The following is a 21,953-nucleotide window of genomic DNA, read 5'->3' on the forward strand; positions in this document are numbered from 1 at the left end:
AAAAATGATTTTAGTGACAGGTGCTACAGGTCATGTAGGAAAAGAGGTTGTAAAGACGTTAATGCAAAAAAATGTTGATTTTCAGGTGGCAACTCGTAGAAAAGAAAGTAAGGGAGTTTATTTTGATTTTGAAACCCCCTCATCCATAAAACCTGCTTTAAGTGGGATTACAAAATTATTTCTTCTACGTCCCCCTCACCTTGCTGATGCCAAGAAGTATTTTCAACCTGTTATAGATACTGCAAAAGAAGTAGGGATTAATCATATTGTATTCTTATCATTGTTAGGTGTAGAAAAAAATCCAATTGTACCGCATTCTAAAATTGAAAAAATCATAAAAGATTCTGGAGTTCCTTATACATTTTTAAGACCTAGCTTTTTCATGCAAAATCTATTATCCCAACATGGTGATGAATTAAGAAATGAAAAAATTATTGAAGTGCCAGCGGGAAATGGGAAAACAAGTTTTATTGATGTAAGAGATATTGGTGAGGTTACTGCAAAAGTATTAATTGAAGATGGACATAAATTCAAGGCTTATGATTTAACTGGAAGTGAAGCATTGACATATTATGAAGTTGCTGAAACTATTTCAAAAGAAACAAAAGAAAGCATTATATATACAAATCCTAGTATTTTTAAGTTTAGAAAAAGAATGATGCAAAAAGGTTTGAAGAATGATTTCATAATGGTGATGATTGGTATTTATACTACAGCACGATTAGGTTTGGCTAAAAAAGTCACTTTAGATTTAGAACAGCTACTCCAAAGAAAGCCAACTAATCTAAAACAATTTGTTCATGACTATAGAGATCAAATCATTTAATTTTTGAATTAGTTACCCTTATCCTCTAGATATTAGAGAATAAGGGTATATTTATTTAAATTGATTACATATAGTATTTTATAAGTTAACTATTTTCCTCGTTACTCAAATGAATATATCTTTTTTATATTTAGTAATGAAAAACAAAATAAACTTTATAATATAGAAAGGTATGATAAGAATGTTTTTCATAGCTACTCTTACTAATATTTATGAAATAGAAGATAATTATCACATAACCTGTATGGTAGATAGTAATTCGGGCTTCCAATTTCATATTCGAAAAAGTAGTGTTTACGGCAACCCTTAGATTGGAGCACCTATTTGTGGTCACTATGATGAGAATAAACAAATAACTAATCTGTTTATTGAATAAAATGCATAGATATCGATTTTATTGAGTTAATATCATCAAGTTTTTTAGCTTGATAGCAATGAGGTCCTGCCGACAAAACGCGAATTTCGTACGCTAAGGTTACAACTACTGATGTAACAAGGATTGTATAATAAGGACCGAAAATAGTCGTTTAGGCATACGGCAACGATTACTTCTTTTTTGAGCCACTCAACAATTTTTATGGTTTTCAATTCGTTTTTTCCGGAACACGTAATGTCTAAGTTTAATTCCATCTTACCGGATACAAAAATCTAAAAAATTAGGTACATTTAATTCATTGGCCTTCTACAGGAAATGATAACATTTTTCAATACGTAACTAAGAAGATTCTGGCGCCAAAATTTCAGAGCAATTGCACCAGAATCACAGAAACTATTAGACCAGTTTAGATCTATAAAAATAAAAAAAGATTCATTATCCTGGAGTAAGAAAGTAAAAAAATGGAATCATAAAAGGTGAATTTCAAATAATGCTAATGTTTTATAAAAACATTGTATACGAAGGGATGTACCATTTATGATTGACGAGAAAACAATTCAAATTGTGCAGTCAACAGCTCCAGTATTAAAAGAACATAGTACAGAAATAGGTAAAAGGTTTTACGAGCTTTTATTCGAGAAAGCTCCTGATTTAAATAATATCTTTAATCAAACCAATCAGAAAAGAGGTCTCCAACAGAAAGCTTTAGGATACGCTGTTTATGCAGCCGGGGAGTACATCACCAACCTAGATGCGATAAAACCTGTAATTGAACGAATTTCTCAAAAACACCGAGCTATCGGGATTAAAGCCGAACAATATCCTGTAGTAGGAGAAACTTTGTTACAAGCAGTAAAAGATGTTCTTGGGGATGCTGCAACAGATGAAATTATAGATGCATGGGGAAAAGCATATGGTTATATTGCTAATGCTTTTATTGAGGTTGAAAAAAATCTGTACAAAGAAGCAAAAAGCCAACCAGGGGGATGGGACGGGTACCGCAATTTTATTGTGGATAAAAAGGAAATAGAAAGTAATGAAGTTACCTCGTTTTATCTAACACCTGAAGATGGCAAAGTTATTGCAGCATATAAAGCTGGACAATACCTTACCATTAAAGCAAAAATTCCTGGAGAAAAGTATATTCACATTCGCCATTACAGTCTTTCCGAAGCTCCTGGTAAAGATTATTACCGCATAAGTGTAAAACGGGAAAATGAACACGAAATGTCACCTGATGGAATTGTATCGAGTTACTTACATAAACAAATTCAAATGGGAGATTCGCTCTCAATTTCTGCTCCTGCTGGCGATTTTATTCTTAAAGAAGATGACTTGCCTGTAGTTTTAATTAGTGGAGGTATCGGGATTACTCCTTTATTAAGTATGTTAGAATATCTTACTCAGAAAGAATCGAAACAGAACATCACTTTTATTCATTCCACTCTTAATAGTAAGACACACGCTTTTCATGAGGAAATAAAGCAATTGGCTACTGAAAATGAAAATATAAAATTATTGGTTTGTTACGACTCACCAACAGAGGAGGACAAAGCTTCCAACAACTTTGATAAAGAAGGATATATTAACTTAAACTTCTTAAAGTCAAACATTGCTACCAAGGAAGCAAATTTTTATATATGCGGTTCTCTTCCTTTTATGGAAGCTATTATTAAAATTTTGCATGAATGGGAAGTCCCAAAGGAATTGATTCATTATGAATCGTTTAGCCCCGTTGCAATTTTAGGTGAGTAATTAATACTGGATAGGGCTATAGCATGTAAATAGTTTTTTGCGATACTTCAATAATGAAGTATCGTTTTTCTTGTATAGCTAAAGCACTACTATAGATTCTAATGTAATGTTGAAAAATGATTCCATAAGAAGCGTATTCCTGAAGGAATAAAAGTTTACTCTGGTACTAATAGCAATTCCCTTGATGTTTATATTCAAGAAGCAGGTATGGCACACCTTTCTCTTGTCAAATTTCCATTAACCCCCATTAACTTTGTGGTTGCCCATTTCATAGATAGGAAATGGGCAATATATGTAAGTTAGGCATAGAAAGTATTATAAATAATGTATAAAATGATAATAAAGTTACTTGCATTTGATATAAAGATTATAAAAGCCTTACTACAAATAAATTGTAGTAAGGCTTTTTAAAATTGTTTCTGTAGTGCTTAAAGTAACCACTTTATTATTTTTGAAAGGGCTTTATAATTCATTTAACACTTAATAGAACGGCTTTTTTTATAGTGGAATCCTTAGCGTATTTGTTCTATTTAGGAGTATTAAAAAAGCTTTATTTGATGGGCATTTTATGAGATACCCACAAGAACAGGTTTCATTAAAACCCTATTTGTCTCTTTCAAATGAGTACATTCTTTGCGCAAGAACTAGATTTACTATTAATAAAAAAATCCCGTCATTGGATTATCACAAAACAACATACACAATAGTAAAGGGATAGCATATTGTATAATGATAAATAAATTTTATATAAGATAACTATATATATTCCTATAATAAAGTATACCCGCAGGAGGTAGTTATATGTTTGATAAAAACGAAATACTTCAAGCTAATGCATTGAATCCAAATTTAATCGGTCCTACACTGCCACCAATTACATCATTTACTCTACCTACAGGCCCAACAGGAGGGACAGGCCCAACAGGAGCAACAGGTCCAACAGGTCTAACAGGTCCAACAGGAGCAACTGAAGGTTGTCTTTGTGATTGCTGTGTTTTACCTATGCAGAATGTTTTACAACAACTTATTGGTGAAACAGTGCTTCTTGGCACTATTGCAGATGCACCAAACGTCCCACCACTTTTCTTTTTATTTACTATCACTTCCGTAAATGATTTTTTAGTTACAGTTACAGATGGTTCCACATCCTTTGTAGTCAATATTTCTGATGTAACAGGGGTGGGATTTTTACCGCCAGGACCATCTATAACATTACTTCCACCTGTAGACTTAGGATGCGAATGTGATTGTCGCGAAAGACCGATTAGGGAATTGTTAGGTACGTTTATTGGTACTACGGTGAATCTTTTAGCAAGTACTGGTTCTACTGCAGCAGATTTTAACGTAGAACAAACAGGCCTTGGTATAGTTCTAGGTACTTTACCTATAAGTCCAACTACAATTGTTAGGTTTGCTATTTCAACCTGCAAAATTACAGCTGTGAATATTCTCTGAAATTTAAAGGTGCATAATAAAAAATAGCATTAAATGCCTAGCAACTTAAGAATTGCAGAATTACCCCAAAATGAAAAAATGATTTTTTAGTTACAAGTTAGCGCAAAATCATGTTTTGGGGATACTCTAAAATTTTAGCTTGATAGCAATGTGGTGCTCCCCCCTACAATCCTATTTTTTGATGAACTAAACTTAGTAGGTGCCCAGGGGATTGTTCGTTACATCCACCTGCATCTTGATATGGTTGATGGCAAAATTAGAGAACAATTTTTCTCCCATTATTGCTTTTTTCGTCATTTATGGAATGCTTGTTTAGTATATCAACACTGTTCCTCATTATTAAATATATATTCTTTGTCATTACAAATAACATAAATTTCAGAAATAATTACATACTAAGCATAGTGCTTCATGAATTTATAATTAAATTCATATCTTTTAAAAAGGCCCTAGTTATGAACTAAATTTAAATTTTTTATTCCTATCTCCAGAAGATGTATAAAATAAAGAATTAATATAGGTTCTTTATTTTATAAGCAAACTATCCATATAGAGATATATAAATTTCAGAGTAATCTTACTTCTCATTAACAAAAGCTTTTTCATAATATAAGTTACTATAATACTACAAACAACTAATTAAACTAAACCTATAATGTTTTAATCACTATCATCTTGACAAAAGAAGGATTAATATGAATTTTTTTGATAAAAATTATAAATCTGGATTCTGTAGGGATTCATGTCTGTTTCCAAATAAACGATTAGTAACTTTTCTTGTTTTGTAGTTATTTACTTTCTTGCTTCCTGTATATAGCATTACAATTACATTCCGTTTTTTATCTTTTTTCTTCGTATTAACACTTTTATTGTTTTTATTATATATAGAATAAAGTGGAGGAATCGTGAAAATGAAATACCTTCCCCAAATTATTGTGATTATGCTTGTAGCTGGATCTATCAGTGGTTGCTCTGAGTTAACAGAAATAGAAGAAAGAGGATTTGTAGTAGGGGCTGCTTACGATATTGTGAAGAAAAAACAATCGAATCCAATCATGAAAGGGACGTATCAGGTGGTACTCCCTCAGGTAACGCAACAAGGAGGTCAAGGTGGTGGAGATAGTAATAATTATATTAATGTGGGTGCAAAAGCTGATAGTGTGTTTGAACAAATACGAATTATCGCTAAAAAAATTAGTCGTACATTGTTTTTTTCGCATATACAAGTGATTATTTTTTCTGAAGAGTTACTCTCGAATCCAAATATTTTACAGAATACGTTAGATGTATATATTCGAGATCATGAAATGAGACGAAATATCCGTCTATTTGTTTCTGAGAAAAATGCAGAAGCTGTCTTGAATCAAAGTGTAAAACCCGAAAATTTACCAGCACAGTATATTGATATGTTAGCTGAACATCCCCCGAAAAATGCTCATATGGTTGAGGCAGCAAGAATTGGGGATGTGCAGGAAAAAATTACTTCAAAACGAAGTTTTGTATTACCTATTTTAAAGTTAACAAAACAAGGGATACAAATGGAAGGGGCTGCACTGTTTCGTGGAAAGGATAACAAGTATGTTGGGATGTTAAGTGGAGAACAAACAATGGGGATGAACTACCTGATAGGTAGAAAAATTAGAGGTTTTTTTACCATACGTAAAAAGAATCAGCTTATTACATATGAAATTCATAAATTACAACGTAACATTAGGGTATTTACTGAAGATACTATGCAACCGGAGTTTGATGTTCATTTATCCTTGGAAGGTACACTGGCAGAGTTACACTTTAGTAATCATAAACAACTTATAAATGAGAAGAATTTGGAGAAGGAGATTTCAAAGGAAATAAAAAAGCACATCCAAAAATCAATAAAGCTTATTCAAAAAAATATAAAGTAGATGTTTTGGAACTTGGAGAAGTATATAAGCGGCATAATTATAAAGAATGGAAGAAAATAAGTAAGGATTGGGATCAAGGTAAAAATTATTTTAGTGATGCTCAGGTTAATGTTCATGTTCATTCAATAATTGAACATTCAGGTTCAGCTTTACCCAAGAAAGTGAAATGAGCTAATTTGATTCGTTACTGAATTAGATATTAGCTGCCAAATATCAATAGCAGCTATACTCAGTGTTATATATTTTATTTTCATAACTCCGATTGCTTCATATATATTACCTGTATTTCTTACATAAATCATATCAGTGAACAAACCTTACACTATTCCGTCCAATTTCACCTTTTACTTTTCTTACTATTTTCTTTTCAACTGAATAATTTTTTTTCATAGGTTTGAAATAGATTAAGTAACTGGGGGTACCATGTCAAAAAAGCTTGTAATTTGGATATTATCCAAATCACAAGCTTTTTATTTTTTATTTAATTACTGCCACCAAATCCAAGCCCAAAAGTAATTTCTTATATTTTGAGAAGTAATGCGAATGAAGCGTTCGCCGTCAAAGAAGCAATTTAAATTTGGAAGTGTTTCATCTGGATTTTCTGGAACAAAGGTGACTATGTTTTCGTTACTTGTAACGGTTACTGTAATTGGTGGGTCGGTAGGCGAGACTTGAAGTTGTAACGAAATATTGGCCGTATTTTTAAATTCATTATTAACAGGTGGACTTATTACTTGTACTGTGAATAACACGATAATTGCTTCGTTTGGCTCTAAATTAGTGGCAACTAGGAAACCGATATTCGGATTCGCTAGTGGAGAACGTTCCCCATTAATGAAGACAGTGCTGTTTATAAATTGTAAACCTGCTGGAATGGTATCTTGTAACGAAATATTTGAGAGTGAAATTTCGGAAGTATTTGTAATACGTACCGTGTAATCAAAATATTGATTTAAATAAGCTGAGCTGACGGAAGCATTTTTCGTGACTGTTGCAGTTACAAATTGCACTGTTATACGAACAAGATTTGAATTAACAATGAAAGTAATAATTGGATCCTGTGGCGTCAATTGGAATGCTGCTGTAACTGTTGCGGAATTGATAATTGTACTGTTTGAAGGGATAGAAGTGACGAGAACTTGAAATGTTATCGTTGCTACTGTATCTGCAGATAAAGAACCAATATTAATACCGGTGTCTGGACTAATATTTGGAACGGGAGTACCATTAATCGTTACGCTGTTTTCTATAAATGTTGTACCGGCTGGAATGCTGTCTATAACGGAAGTATTTACTGTAGGGATTGGAGAATCATTAAATACCTCTAACGTGAACGTAATACTATCTCCTATAACGACAATAGATTTATCAGCTGTTTTTTTAATGCTAATCATTGGCTCAATTAGTGTTGTTGTAACGGTATTGGTTTGCTTTGTAATTGTAATAGGCGGTTCATCTGGATTAATGGTAAAAGTATAGGAAACAGAAGCATCATTATTAATTGTAGATTGAAGAGTATAAGAAGATATTGTTACTTGGAACCTAATAATAACAGAGTCATTAGGTGCGAGATTTTCTAACGTAATACCACTTTCAGGATTCTCATTAGGTTGATTGATTCCGTTAATCGTAACACTACCAATAACAAATGTCGTATCTGCTGGTGCTGTGTCTACTAAAAGAAGGTCTTCGATAATGATATTACCATTATTAGTAATCGTGATGGTATACGTTAAAGTTTGACCGGGTAAGGCACTTGTGAAATCAACAGCTTTTATCGCAATGACATTATCATTTTGGACAGTAGTTGTGACGGTGTTTGTTGTAGTCGTATTTGTAACAGGTACGTTATTTGGGTTGACTATATAGTTAAAAGTAGTAATTGCGTTGTTGTTTAGTTCATTTGGTGTTGGAATAGAAGTCACAGTTACTTGGAATGAAACGATAGCATCTTCACCAATAGTTATAGTACCAATTGGTATGCCGCTTACTGGAGTCACTCCTGGAAGAGTTTCTCCGTTTACAATGACGCTATTTTCTATAAACGTAGTACCTTGAGGAATAATATCTTGAATGATTACATCATTTACTGCAACATTACCGGTTTGATTTAGTGTAATCGTATACGTTAACGTATCACCAACCGTTGCAAATGCAAGGTCAACAGCTTTATTACTATTCAAATTTGCGTGATTAATTTCTGTTGCGGCAGCTGATGAAATAATAGTTTCGGTAATAGGTGGTCGATCTGGTACCGTGTATTCATATTCAATTGTACTCGTGTTAGAGATTGGATTTGTTTGTGGAATCGAAGTAACCCGTACTTGGAATAGAATGGTTGCTGTCGTATTAGGCGGAATGTTATCAATTTGTATACCGTTAAGAGGGTTGTCATTTGGCCGAGCGTTGCCGTTCACGATAACACTATTCTCTATAAAGCTCGTATTTGCTGGGATGATATCTGTAACAATAATGTTTTCGACTTGTATATTTCCGTTATTTATGATGGAAATTGTATAAGGGATGATAGTTTGTAAGTCAGCATATTGGATAGGCGTTGTTTTTGTCGCAATTACATTAGCAGAAATAACTTCAGTGAAAGTAATATTGCTAGTCGATATTTGTTCTTCCACGTTTATTGTATAACGAGAAGTTGATTGATTTTGAACATGGCCGCTAGTAGGAAGAGCTACGACGGTAACAGAAAATGTGACTGGGATAGAAATGTTAGGAGCAATCGTTCCTACAAGTATACCTGCACTTGGGTTGGCGTTAAGCTGAGGAATGTTATTTACTAAAACGCTACCGTCAATAAAGGTTGTTCCATCAGGTATATTGTCTGTAAATACAACAGCAGTGGCACCCGTATTCCCTGTATTCGTTAAAGTTGTTGTATAAGTTAAAATGTCACCAATTGTTACAGAGGTCAGATTAACCGTTTTCAGTGAAACGATATCAGCATCATTAATTTGAACGAAAGTAGTATTGGAAGTAGTAGATTTTTGAATTGGTGCAAAGTCAGGATTGAAAATAAAGTCGTAGACGATGTTTGCAGTATTAGGTGTTGGATTTACAGTAGGTAAATTCGTAACGGAAACTTGGAATGTTATTGTAGTCATTTGACCTGCTGCGACATTAGGAATGGAAAAGCCGATATTCGGATCTGCTGCAGGAAGTACAGTATTATTAACTATTACACTTCCTGGAATAAATACTGTTCCATCCTCTATCGTATCTGTAAAAAAGATGGAGTTAGTTGTAGCCGATCCATTATTTTGAATGAATACTGTATATTCAATGGTTTCATCAATAGTAGCTAATACAGTATTAGCAGATTTTGTAGCAATAAGAATAGCATCAATAAATTGTATGTTTGTAGCATTGGAAGAGGTCGTTTCTGAAATTGGTGGTGTGCTTGGGTCTGGTCGATACTCATAGTGAATGACGGCGATATTATTAATGTTATTTTGTAGCGGTATAGAAACTACGCTTACTTGGAACGTAACAATAATCGTATTATTTGGAAGAATTATATCAAGATTGATACCGGTAATTGGATTTTCGTTAGGTCTTGGTACGCCATCTACAAGAATGCTATTTGGAATGAATGTGGTGCCAGCAGCAATTGCGTCAATTAGGAGAGTGTTTGTAATAGGTACTGTACCAGCGTTTGTAACTGCGACTGTATATGTGATGATTTGACCTATGCGTGTAATAGATCTGTTAGCGGATTTAATTGCACTCACATTTGCAGTCCGCACTTCAGTATTTACTGCATTTGATAATGATCTACGCTGAATAATCGGAGAACTAGGGTCAATTTGGTATTCATACGAAGTGTCTGAAATGTTAATGACTGTGTTGCCCTCTGGTATATTTGTAAGTTGTACTTGGAATGAAATAGTGACTGTTTCATTTGGTTGTATGGTGCCGAGGGTTACTCCATTTTCAGGGTTCACACCAGGCTGAATAACATTATTTATTGATAAGCTATCTTCAATGAATATAGTACCTTCTGGAATGTTGTCAATGAACAACGTATTGTTAGCTGGAACAGTTCCTATATTTTGTAGTGTATTTGTGTAGGTAATATTTTGCCCGATGGATACGAAAGTAACATCCGCCTGTTTAACAGAAATAATATTTGCATTTTGAAGTGATGTTGTAACAATATTAGAATTTGCAGAGCGATTCACTGGTGGAGCTGTAGGAATACTTACATATTGGTAATTTACAGATGATTGATTTACAATTTCGGTTTCAGTAGGTGGATTATTTGTTTGTACTTGAAATAGTATCGTTTTGGAACTATTTGGTGGAATCGTTCCAATTGGTATGCCGTTTTCTGGATTTGCATCAGGCTGAAGTACACCGTTAATTGTGACACTGTCTGGAACGAATGTAGTCCCAGCTGGAATAGCATCTGTAAAAGTAATATTTATTGCGTCAACATTTCCGGTATTTTTCACTTCAGAAATATAAAGTATAGTTCCGCCAATATCTACAGTGATTGGATTGGACGTTTTTGTAACTGTCAATTGTGCTTGCACGAAATTTGTAATGACAATATTACTTGTAGATGTTTCAGTAATAGGCGGTTGCCCTGGGTCTGGTTGAATTGTATATGTTGTATTAGATTGATTTGTAATCGATTGTTGCGAGAATGAATCGTTAATAAGAATTTGGAACGAAATAAGGTGAGTAGCGTTTGCTACTAGGTTAGGCAAAGTAACACCTGCATTTGGATTTGCACCAAGTATAGCTGTTCCGTTAAGTGTAAAACTATTTTCTACGAATGTAGTCCCTTCTGGAAGCGTATCTGAAAATATGAGATTAGTAGCTGGAATATTTCCGGTATTTTCTAGCGTTATCGTATAGGTCAAAATGTCACCGGTTGTTGCTTGTTGTGCATTGACAGCTTTTAAAGAAAGAATATTCGCATCTGAAATTTGTGTGAAAGCTGGATTAGACGTAATTGTTCGCGCGATGATAGGAGCAGCTGGATCGGCGATAAAAGTATAGTCAATACGGGCTATATTAGAAATTGGATTCACGCTTGGAATGGATTGGACGATAACTTGGAATGTGACGGTGACGATTACTGAAGGTGCAATGGCGTTTAAGGAGATTCCTATGTTTGGATCAGCACCTGGGGCTGAAACGCCATTTATGGTTACGCTATTCGGAATAAATGCAGTTCCTTCTGGGACCAAATCTGTTAAAGTAACTGTATTTGCAGTTGTATTTCCGTTATTTTGAACGACTACAGTGTAAGTGATTGTACCGTCAGTAGATTGTACGAGAGAATCTGTATTTTTAATTACAGATAGCGATGCATCAACGACAGCTGTATTTACCGTATTAGATGAAGATGTTGCTGTAACTGGAGGTTGACTTGGGTCGACAATATAAGTGTAACTTGTAAGTGCTTGATTTATAATCGTTCCTTGCGGTGGAATAGAACTTGCAAGAAATTGGAACGTAATAGTAGCAGAATCACCTGGTGCGATAATACCAACTGGAATACCGAGAGTTGGACTTGCATCTGGAAGTGAAATCCCGTTAAGCGTGACACTATTTGGAACAAATAATGCCCCTTCAGGAACTCCATTAATGAGTAATACAGAATTTGCAGGGAAGTTTCCAGTATTCGTTAATGTTGCTGTATACGTAATGATATCTCCAATAGATACGATTGTACGATTTGCTTCTAAAACAGTTGTAACAGTAGCGTTATTAATTTGTGTGGAAGCACTATTAGAAGTTATTGTACCTGTAACAGGAGGAGAGGCCGGATTAACTATAAATTCGTATTGAATAGATGCAACGTTTGTAATTGGGTTCGAAGGTGGAGTAGATGTAACGATGACTTGGAAAGTAACGGTTAAGGAACTACCCGCGTTAACGGTTCCGATATTCACTCCATTATTTGGATTTGCACCTGGAATAGTACTTCCATTGACAGTGAAACTATTTTCAACAAAAGTCGTTCCTACTGGAATCGAATCTGAGAAATTTACATTCGTAGCGTTTGTATTACCGCTATTTTGAATTAAAACTGTATAAGTGATCGTATCGCCGATATTCGCAAAGGCAGTATTAGCAGTTTTTACAGCTGAAAGTATTGCTGAATTAATAGAAGTAACGAAGACGTTCGTTTCCACATTGCCAGGCTGAGCTTGTAATGCATTTCCTACATTGTATTGGAAGTTTACAAATCCTAAGTTTTGGAGTTCGGGTGTGAATGTTGTTGGGTTGCTTACAATTTGAACTTGGAATACGATTGTTACAGTTTGATTTGGAATGATCGTATTTATGCCAATACCGTCAATGATAGAAGCAGATGCTAATGGGGTGCCATCAACAATAACTGATCCTGCAACAAATTGTGTCCACGATGGTATCGGGTCTGAGAAAATAACGTTATTAGCAGGAATATTTCCAGTATTCGTAATCGTAGTTGTATACGTAATCGTATCACCAATCGTTGCAAAAGCTTTATCTCCGATTTTAGTAGTAGTTAAAATAGCACTTTCAATTGTTGTTGTAACACTATTTGAAGTAATGTTTTTTGAAACAGGAGGATTAGCTGGATTGACGATGTGTTGGAAACTAACACTAGCTTGATTGGTAATTGGATTTATAGGCGGAATTTCATCGGCACTAATATGAAATGTTACAATGACAGATTCGTTTGGCCCAATATCACCAATTGGAACGCCTGTAATTAGGTCTGCATTTGGGATGGTAGTTCCGTTAAGTGTAAAACTATTCGGTTCAAAGGAAGTTCCGTCTGGAATTAGGTCGGTAAAAATAACATTCGTCGCACTAACATTTCCGCTATTTGTAATCGTAACGGAGTAGACAATATCTTGCCCAATATCTACTGTTTCCACATTTGAATTTTTTTGTGCAGTAAGGATAGCACTATTAACTTGTGTTGTCGTTGTATTAGATTGATTAGAAGTTGAAATGAACGGCTGATTTGGATCAACAATATAACGGTAAGTGGTAAGAGCCGAATTAGAAATAGGATTGTTGATTGGGAGGGTTGAAACGATGGCTTGGAATGTGACGATTGATGTGTTTCCACCATTAATGGAACCGATATTTACACCAGTAGATAAATCAGCGTTTGGAATGGTTTGCCCATTAACTGTGAAACTGTTTGGAACGAAAATTAAATTGCTGTCAAGAATATCGATAACAGTTACGTCCGTTGCAGCCGCATTCCCGGTGTTAGGGAGGTTAAGTGTAAATGTTATTGTATTACCAACATCCGCAAAAGTAAGGTTTGCTGTTTTTGTACTAATAATAGTCGCATTGTTTATTTGAAGAAGTGTCGTGTTAGAATTAGCTGTACTTGAAACGGGAGGACTATTTGGATCAACAGTAAACTCATAATTCGTGGATGCGGTATTCGGTGCTGGATTAATAGGTGGAATGTTGTTCACCACAACTTGAAAGACGATACTATATATTTCATTAGGCGGAAGTGTTGCAAGTAATACACCGGTATTTGGATTCGCGTCAGGTTGTAAAACACTATCAACAGTTAATGTGTTAGGAACAAATGTGAGTCCGCTCGGTAATACGTCTGTGAATACAATGTTGGCTGCATCTGTATTTCCTATATTCGAAATAGAAGTAGTGTAAAAAGCAGTTTGCCCGACGTCTATAAAGGATACACTTTCGTTTTTCGTCATGGATAATATAGCTTCGTTAATTTGAGTTGAAACAGGATTGCTAATTGAAATTTCTGCATCAGGCGGTGAGACTAATTGATACGATGTTGATGAGAAATTTACAACTGGGTTTTCGGTTGGTAATGACGTTACAGTAACTTGGAACGAAACTGTTACTGTAGTCCCAGCTGTTATAGTTCCGATATTTACACCGTTCACTGGATTTGCGCCACTTTGAGGAATTCCATTAATAGAAAATGTGTCTACAATAAATGCTGTTCCGCTCGGTACGGTATCAGTGAATATAACATTTTGTGCGGATGAGTTTCCGTCATTTGTTAAATCAGCAGTATAAGTGAGTGTGTCCCCAATACGACTAAAGGATTTATCGACTTGTTTTAATGAAAGAATGGTAGCTGTATTAATCGTAGTAAACACTGTGTTTGAAGTAACATTCCTTGAAACAATAGGGGCATTAGGATCAGCGATAAATGTGTAAGAAGCACTGGAAGAATTGGCAATAGGATTTTGAACAGGGTTAGAAGTAGCGGTAACTTGAAATGCTATTGATATTGAGCTGTTTGGAGCAATTGCTCCAATCGTTATACCTGTATTAGGAGTAAGACCAATTTGTGTGATACCATCTATTGTAACGCTATCAGTAATAAACATTGTACCATCTGGTATAAGATCAGTGAACGTAATATTCGTTGCATCTGTATTACCGTTATTCGTTAAAATTGTCGTATAGGTAATGGTATCACCTAGTGTTACAAGCGTTTGATCGACTGATTTAATCATCGTAATCATAGCATCTAATACAGGGTTTGTAACAATATTCGTTGAAGTAGAAGTTGTAACAGGAGTTCCGTTTGGATCAACAGTATAAGAATATAAAATCGTATCGTTACCCATAATCGAGCTTGAAGGGGGAACAGAAATAACATTTACTTGGAAAGTAACGGTTACGGTTTCACCAGGAGCGATATTTGGTATGTTTACTCCAAGCGTTGGTTGTGCACCCAGCTGTTGTATGCCATTTATTGTGACCGAATCTGGTACAAAAGTAGTACTAGGAGGAATGACACTTGTAAAAGTTATATTTGTAGCGGGTGTATTTCCTATATTCGTAATAGTCGTTGTATACGTAAGTGTATCCCCGACGGAAATAATAGATTTATCAACACTTTTTGTTGTAGTTAATATTGCACTATTAATGGTTGTTGAAACTGTATTTGATATAATTGTTTGTAATGCAGAAGGTTGACTAGGATCAACTACATGTTCAAATTGTGCGGAACTAAAATTAGAAATTGGATTTATACTTGGAATGTTTGTAACAAGTACATTAAGAGTAATAACGGCCGTTCCACTTGGATTTATATTTTCAATCTGAATGCCGTTAGCTGGATTTCCAATTTGCTGTGTACCAGAATCATTTGTTAAAGTTCCGGAAATAAATGTTGTTCCTTCAGGTAAAATATCTGTGAAAATTATATTTTGTGAAGTGACATTTCCAGGGTTACTTAATGTAATTGTATAAGAAATTGTATCGCCAATCGTAGCGAAAGTTTTATCAACAGATTTGATTGCCACAACTTCCCCAGAATTTATTTGTGTCGAAACAGAATTAGATGTCGTACTTCGTGAAACAAGTGGTAAATTAGGTCCTGTCATAAATTGATAATCAATGGAAGATCCATTTACAACCGGTGAGTTTGGACCTCCAGGTCCGATTGTGAAAATTGGATTTGGAATGCTAACTACTTGCACACGGAAGGTGACGTTTATAAAATCTCCTGCAATAATATCCCCAATTGGTATCCCGTTCGCTGGATTTACTCCAGGTAATAAAACTCCGCCTACTCGAACGCTATCTTCTATAAATACTGTATTATTTGGAATCGAATCTGTAAAAGTGATATTCGTAGCAGTTGTGTTCCCGATATTTTCTAATAAAACTGTATACGTTAAAAATGAATTTCCAGGTGCGATGTCAGAATATAGTCGATCCACGCTTTTCGTTGCTTGGATGATTGCTTCGTTAACTTGCACTAAAGTTGGATTACTTGTAGCTGTTTCTGTCACCGGAGGCTGGGTAGGATCAACAATGATAGAATAAGTTGTGCTAGATTGGTTCAATGTTGGATTTGTAGCTGGTATTGAGCCAACGATAGCTTGAAAGCTAATTATTATCGTTCCTCCAACTGGAATTGCGTCTAAAGAAATCCCGCTATCTGGCCTAAATCCAAGTTGTGGGATGGAGTTAATTTGTACGCTATCAGGAACGAATGAAAGTTCAGGTGGTAATATATCGATAAAAACAGGTGTGTTTGCGGTAGTATTTCCGCCATTAGTGAGAGTAGTTGTATACGTAATTGTATCGCCAACAGCAGCAAATGCACTGCTTGCAGTTTTTAAAGCAATAACAGAAGCAGAATTTACTTGTGTAAAAGTGGTATTGGATTGAATTGTCCGAGACACAGGAGGTTCATTTATATCTACAATAAAGCTATATTGAAGAGATGATTGGTTTGGAATTGGATTAGGGTTTGGAAGCGTTGTAATGTTTACTTGAAAACTGAGTGTAATCGATGCATTTGCATTCAAGTTACCAATATTGATACCGTTTTGTGGATTTGCATTCGGGACGGTTACACCGTTTATTTTAAAACTATTTGGGACAAAGGCAGTACCGTTTGGAATTGTATCTGTAAAAACAATGTTGTTCGCAGTAGTATTTCCTGTGTTTGTAACAGATGAAGTAAATGTAATCGTATCACCAATTGTAGCGAAAGTTGTACTAGCATTTTTATTTATTACTAGGGTAGCATCAATAATCGGTGTAACTGTCGTGTTTGTAACGGTACTACCAACAGCTGGTGTTTCAGTTGGATTCACTGCATATTCGTAATTTACAAGGGCGTTATTTGTTAAAGTTCCACTAGGGGGAATAGAGAGGATTTTCACTTGGAATGTAATAAAAGTAGTGCCTCCTGGTGAAATATCGTCTAAATGAATACCTAAGGAAGGATCTAATCCAGGTTGAGATACGTTATTTATCGTAACGGAATTTGGGATGAAGGAGGCGCCTGATCCAAGGCCATCAATTAAAACAGTGGCGCTAGCAGGGATATTTCCTGTGTTCGTAACTGCAATCGTATAGGTTACGATATCACCAATTGCAGCTGTCGACGTATTTACTGACTTCGTAGCGATGATAGTAGCATTGTTAATTTGAGTTGTTATTACGTTACTTAGCGTATTGGCGGATGCTGGAGGTAAGTTCGGGTCTACGACATATTGGTACGTTGTGTTACTTTGATTTGGGATTGGATTCGGATTCGGGATGGAATTTACTTGCACTTGGAACGAAATTATCGTATTTGTATTCGGGTTTATTGGATCAATTGCTATGCCATTAGCTGGATTTGCATTAGAGAGTGGAGTACCATTTACTGTTACACTATTTGGAATAAAAGACGTCCCGCTTGGAATAGCATCGGTAAATACTATATTTGATGCAAGTGTGTTTCCGTTATTCGTTAAAGTGGTCGTATACGTAATAATATCATTTACGTTCGCAAACTGTTTATCAGCAGATTTTGCAGCGGTAATAGAGGCGTTATTAATAGTTGTCTGTACAGTGTTAGATGCCACCATCTGCATGACAGTTGGTTTGGATGGGTCGTACGTGTATTGGAAAGTAGTGCCTGATTGATTTGTAATCGGATTTAAAGCAGGAATAGTTGGTACAAAAACTTGGAATGCAACAGTACGTGATGAATTTGCTCCTATCGTACCAATAAGAATGCCGTTAGCAGGATTTGCATTAGCTATAGGGACACCGTTAATCGTTACAGTATTAGGAAGGAAGATGGTACCAGCTGGAATGATATCTGTAAACGTTACATTAGAGGCAGGGATATTGCCGTTATTCGTTAAAATCGTAGCATAAGTTATGACTTCACCAACATCAGCAAAATTTGTGCTTGTTAGTTTCGTAGCTACAATATTAGCAGTATTAATTTGTGTAGCTACAATATTGCTAGTAGCATTTCTAACAACAGCAGGTAAATTTGGATCTGCGATAAAGCTATATTGAAGTGCAGCACTGTTTTGAACTGGATTTGGTGAAGGTAAAATATTTGCACTAATTTGGAAAAAAATTGTTGTAATGCCGCCTGCTGGAATCGTACCAACTTGAAGACCAGCACTTGGATCCGCACCTAGTTGTAAAGCACCGCCTATAAAAATACTATTTGGTACGAGAGTTGTGTCAGGAGGTAATATATCGGTAACAACCACATTATTCGCAGTAGTATTTCCAGGGTTAGCTAAAGCAATTGTATATGTGATCGGTTGCCCAACATCGGCGATAGTTAAATCTACATCTTTGAAAATAATTACGTTTGCTAAGTTAATTTGTGTACTGACAGTATTACTTAAAGATGTTTCTATAATTGGCGGATCGCCTGGATTTAGAATAAAGCTATATTGTGTACTAGATGAATTTATTGTTGGGTTTTGGGTTGGTAAAGAGGTGACAGTTACTTGATAAGAAACAGTAATTTCACCGTTAGCAGGAATGGAAGGTAACGGAACACCAATGTTCGGATCTGCATTATTTTGTAGCACATCATTAATAAGGAAAGTGTTTGGAATAAAGGTAGTTCCGTCTGGATTCGTATCAACGAAAGTAGGACCATCAGCGGAAACACTTCCTGCATTCGACAAAGTAACGGTATAAGTTAATATATCCCCTACGGTAGCGAACGCTCGATCCACTGCTTTGTCTGAAATGACATTTGCGTCATTCACTTGAGTAAATGTAGTGGTTGAAGTTGTGTTCTTACTTACAGGGGAAGCATTTGGATCCACAATAAAGTTATAGGCAATAGAAGCGCTATTTGAAATAGGATTTGGATTTGGTATGCTAGTTATTAATACTTGGAATGAAGCTGTGATTGTAGTACCGGCATTAATACTACCAATAGTAATGCTAGTTGGTGTAATGCCTGGCTGAGTAATGCCGTTAACTATGACACTGTTCGGTACAAAGGCAGTACCATTTGCAATTGAATCGGATAGTACTACATTGTTCGCCGCAACATTTCCATCGTTTGTAAGAGAAAAGGTATAAGTTAATACATCTCCAACTTCCGCAAATGTTTTATCTACAGACTTAGTAGCATGAAGATTTGCTAGTCTAATTGTTGATGTAACAGAATTAGAATTTGCTGTTTTTGAAGTTGGTGGCAGACTTGGATTTACAGTATATAGATAAGAAGCGAAAGCATTATTAATGATAGGATTTTGGGCGGTAATATTGATGACTGTTACTTGGAAAGAAAGAGTAAAAGTAGCTCCGCCAGGAATTGTGCCGATAGGTAAAGCAACGAGAGAATCTACATTTTGCAAAACTCCGTTTAATGTTACAGTACCAGGAGTCAATATCGTTCCATTTGGAAGTGGATCTGTTAGTTGCACGTTAGTTGCAGCTGTATTTCCACTGTTTGTAATGAGGATTGTATAACTTATCGTTTCGCCAATTGTGGCAAATTGTTTATTTGTTGATTTTGTTAATGTTACATTCGCATTGTTAATTTGAGTGGAAACGAGATTCGAAGAAATGTTTTTTGTAACGGGTGATTGGCTAGGATTGACGGTATATTGATAAGAAGCGCTTGAACCATTAGATACGAAATTCGACGCTGGAATTGTATTTACTACTACTTGAAATGAAACGTTTTTTGTTGTGCCAGTTGGAATAGATCCTATATTCACACCAGTGGCGGGATTTGCTCCAACTTGTGTCGTACCGTCAATTGTTAAACTGTTGAGAACAAAAGTTGTTCCAGTAGGAATGACATCTGTTAAAATAACGTTATTCGCATTCGTATTACCTGTACCTGTAAAGGAAACAGTGTACGTTAGTGCGTCACCAATATCTGCAAAATTTTTGTCTACTGCTTTCGTCATTGTTACAGTAGCATTATTCACTTGAGTGGAGACAATATTGGTCGTATCAGTCTCGCTTACTGCCGGTTGATTTGGCACAGGAATGTATTGATAAGTTGTTGTGCCACTATTTAATATTGGATTGGTTTGGGGAATAGAAGGAACAAATACTTGAAATGAAACAGTAGTCGTAGAATTTGCGGCAATAGATTCAATTGCTATGCCATTAGCGGGATTTGCGCTAGCTTGCGTAACCCCGTTAATAGTTACACTTCCTGGAATGAAAGTAGTCCCGCTAGGAATCGGATCCGTATATATAACGTTCGTTGCGGCGATATTTCCTATATTAGCTAAGGCAATACTGTATGTTAATGTTTCTCCAATATCGGTAAAAGGTTTATTAACTGATTTTGTACCATTAATATCTGCGAGGTTAATTTGTGTTCCTGCAGAGTTGCTTGTTGCAAGACCGTTAAAAGTAGTTCCACCGGCAATTGGTGTATATTGAAATGTAATATTCGCAGTGTTAGAAATCGGATTCTGATTTGGAAGGGAAACGACAGTTGCTTGGAAAGTTACTGTACGAGAAGCATTGTTATTAATTGTTCCAAGGGATATACCAGCAGCCGGATTTGCGTTCGTTTGCGGGACATTGTCTACTGTTACAGTGCCAGGTATAAAGGAAGTACCGTTAGGGAGAATGTCTGTAAAAATAACGTTATTGGCAGGAAGAAGTCCGGTGTTAGGGATAGTAACTGTATAAGCGAGAACGTCTCCAATTGCAGCAACACTTTTATTCACGCTTTTCGTTGCTTGTATATTTGGTGAGTTTATATTAATTTGTAAGCCTACTGTATTTAACATATATGCGTCTCCGTTAGTTGTTAAACGGATTGCGGCGGATACTTGTGAGTTTGTTAAATAAGGAGAAATATCAATGGAAGTAATGTCCCATCCCTGTCTTCCAGCGGAGATGTTTGTGCCTGTAGAAGCACTTTGATTTCGCGTTCCAAATGTCCCAGTTGTATCTAAGTTTCCTGCAGCATTATTAATTTGAGAACCGAAGAAGTTATTTACAGCATTATTTGGCCCAGATAAAGCATTTAATGAACTGAAATTCGGTCCAAATAATGCTTGATCCCCGGTTAAATCTGCATCTCCTTCAGTAGAACTTAAAAATAACCTTCCGCTTACAGGTCCCCCTGCAGGTGTTAAAAATCCTGAAACAGCTACATCTGCACTACCAGTATCAGCAGAAACACGGTTACCAGCTACATAAATGGTTAGGTTTCTTGCAGGTAAGGAACCGTTTTGATAAGCGACAATGAGCGTCCATCCAGAAGAATTGATAGCCCCGTTAGAAGCATCTAAAGGATCAACAAGTCCAGGGACAGAGCCAATTGTATAAGAGCCGGATTCTCCAGTTTGAACGAGGGATGTTACATCTGCGGACCGTGTATAGAATCCAAATCTGACAGTGCCAGAAACGAATGTTTGATTTGAAGCAGTAACATTTGAAGGAGTAATCGAGTATGTTGAAACAGGTGTTGTAAAAGAAACAGGATTTCCTAATACACTCGTTATGTTTTGATCACGAGATAAATAGTTTCCGCCCCAAACGAGTTCTGCGTAAAGAATCGTACTACCAGCAGGTATATTTAAAATAGCGGTAGAGCTATTTTGTGTATAGTTTAACGTTGTACCAGCAGGAAAAGTAGGTACTTGTAAAGCGGTATTCGTAGTTACGAATGCACCAATTGCCCCGATTGTACCAGCACGGTTTTGATTACTAATTTTACTTAAGCCGAGTGTGTTTCCTGTAATCGCAAGTGCACCGTTAGTAGTGGTAGAAAATCGATTCGTAATGGGCATGTTCTCACCTCATTTGCATATAGTTTTGGTCAAAATACGATATGCGTATAAACGATCAAAAGGAACATGTATAATTGAACTATAAATTCCTTCCTTAATCTTTGGAAGGAGTTTAATAG

The 21,953-nt window shown here is 35.7% G+C and carries 4 protein-coding genes and 1 pseudogene; 4 read left to right on the forward strand and 1 reads right to left on the reverse strand.

The window, feature by feature from the left end; genetic code table 11:
- Positions 1 to 4: 4 nt before the first annotated feature.
- The 4 genes and pseudogenes from JDS95_RS23190 (at position 5) to JDS95_RS23205 (ending at position 6,486) form a co-directional block, all read left to right on the forward strand.
- Entirely contained in the window at positions 5 to 826 is an 822-nt protein-coding gene (locus tag JDS95_RS23190; RefSeq protein ID WP_000604770.1) for an SDR family oxidoreductase, read from the forward strand.
- Between the two features lie 913 nt (positions 827 to 1,739).
- The gene (gene hmpA / locus JDS95_RS23195; protein ID WP_000564626.1) at positions 1,740 to 2,957 is read left to right on the forward strand and encodes an NO-inducible flavohemoprotein; all 1,218 of its coding nucleotides are present in this window, start codon (positions 1,740 to 1,742) and stop codon (positions 2,955 to 2,957) included.
- An 801-nt stretch (positions 2,958 to 3,758) separates the two neighbouring features.
- Positions 3,759 to 4,412: an exosporium leader peptide-containing protein gene (locus JDS95_RS23200; protein ID WP_000459796.1), complete on the forward strand. Its 654-nt coding sequence runs from the start codon at positions 3,759 to 3,761 to the stop codon at positions 4,410 to 4,412.
- 911 nt (positions 4,413 to 5,323) lie between these two features.
- Positions 5,324 to 6,486: pseudogene (locus JDS95_RS23205) on the forward strand (Ger(x)C family spore germination protein).
- Positions 6,487 to 6,801: 315 nt separating this feature from the next.
- On the opposite strand, the gene JDS95_RS23210 reads toward JDS95_RS23205, so the two are convergent.
- Positions 6,802 to 21,834, reverse strand: coding sequence for a beta strand repeat-containing protein (locus tag JDS95_RS23210; RefSeq protein WP_098016217.1), 15,033 nt, complete (start codon positions 21,832 to 21,834; stop codon positions 6,802 to 6,804).
- Between the last annotated feature and the right edge of the window lie 119 nt (positions 21,835 to 21,953).

Source organism: Bacillus cereus group sp. N24 (assembly GCF_016483345.1).
Classification (GTDB): Bacteria; Bacillota; Bacilli; order Bacillales; family Bacillaceae_G; genus Bacillus_A; species Bacillus_A toyonensis.

Coding starts and splice junctions, on each gene's coding strand:
- JDS95_RS23190 (WP_000604770.1), top strand. CDS start 5: ATGATTTTAGTGACAGGTGCTACAGGTCATGTAGGAAAAGAGGTTGTA.
- hmpA (WP_000564626.1), top strand. CDS start 1,740: ATGATTGACGAGAAAACAATTCAAATTGTGCAGTCAACAGCTCCAGTA.
- JDS95_RS23200 (WP_000459796.1), top strand. CDS start 3,759: ATGTTTGATAAAAACGAAATACTTCAAGCTAATGCATTGAATCCAAAT.
- JDS95_RS23210 (WP_098016217.1), bottom strand. CDS start 21,834: ATGCCCATTACGAATCGATTTTCTACCACTACTAACGGTGCACTTGCG.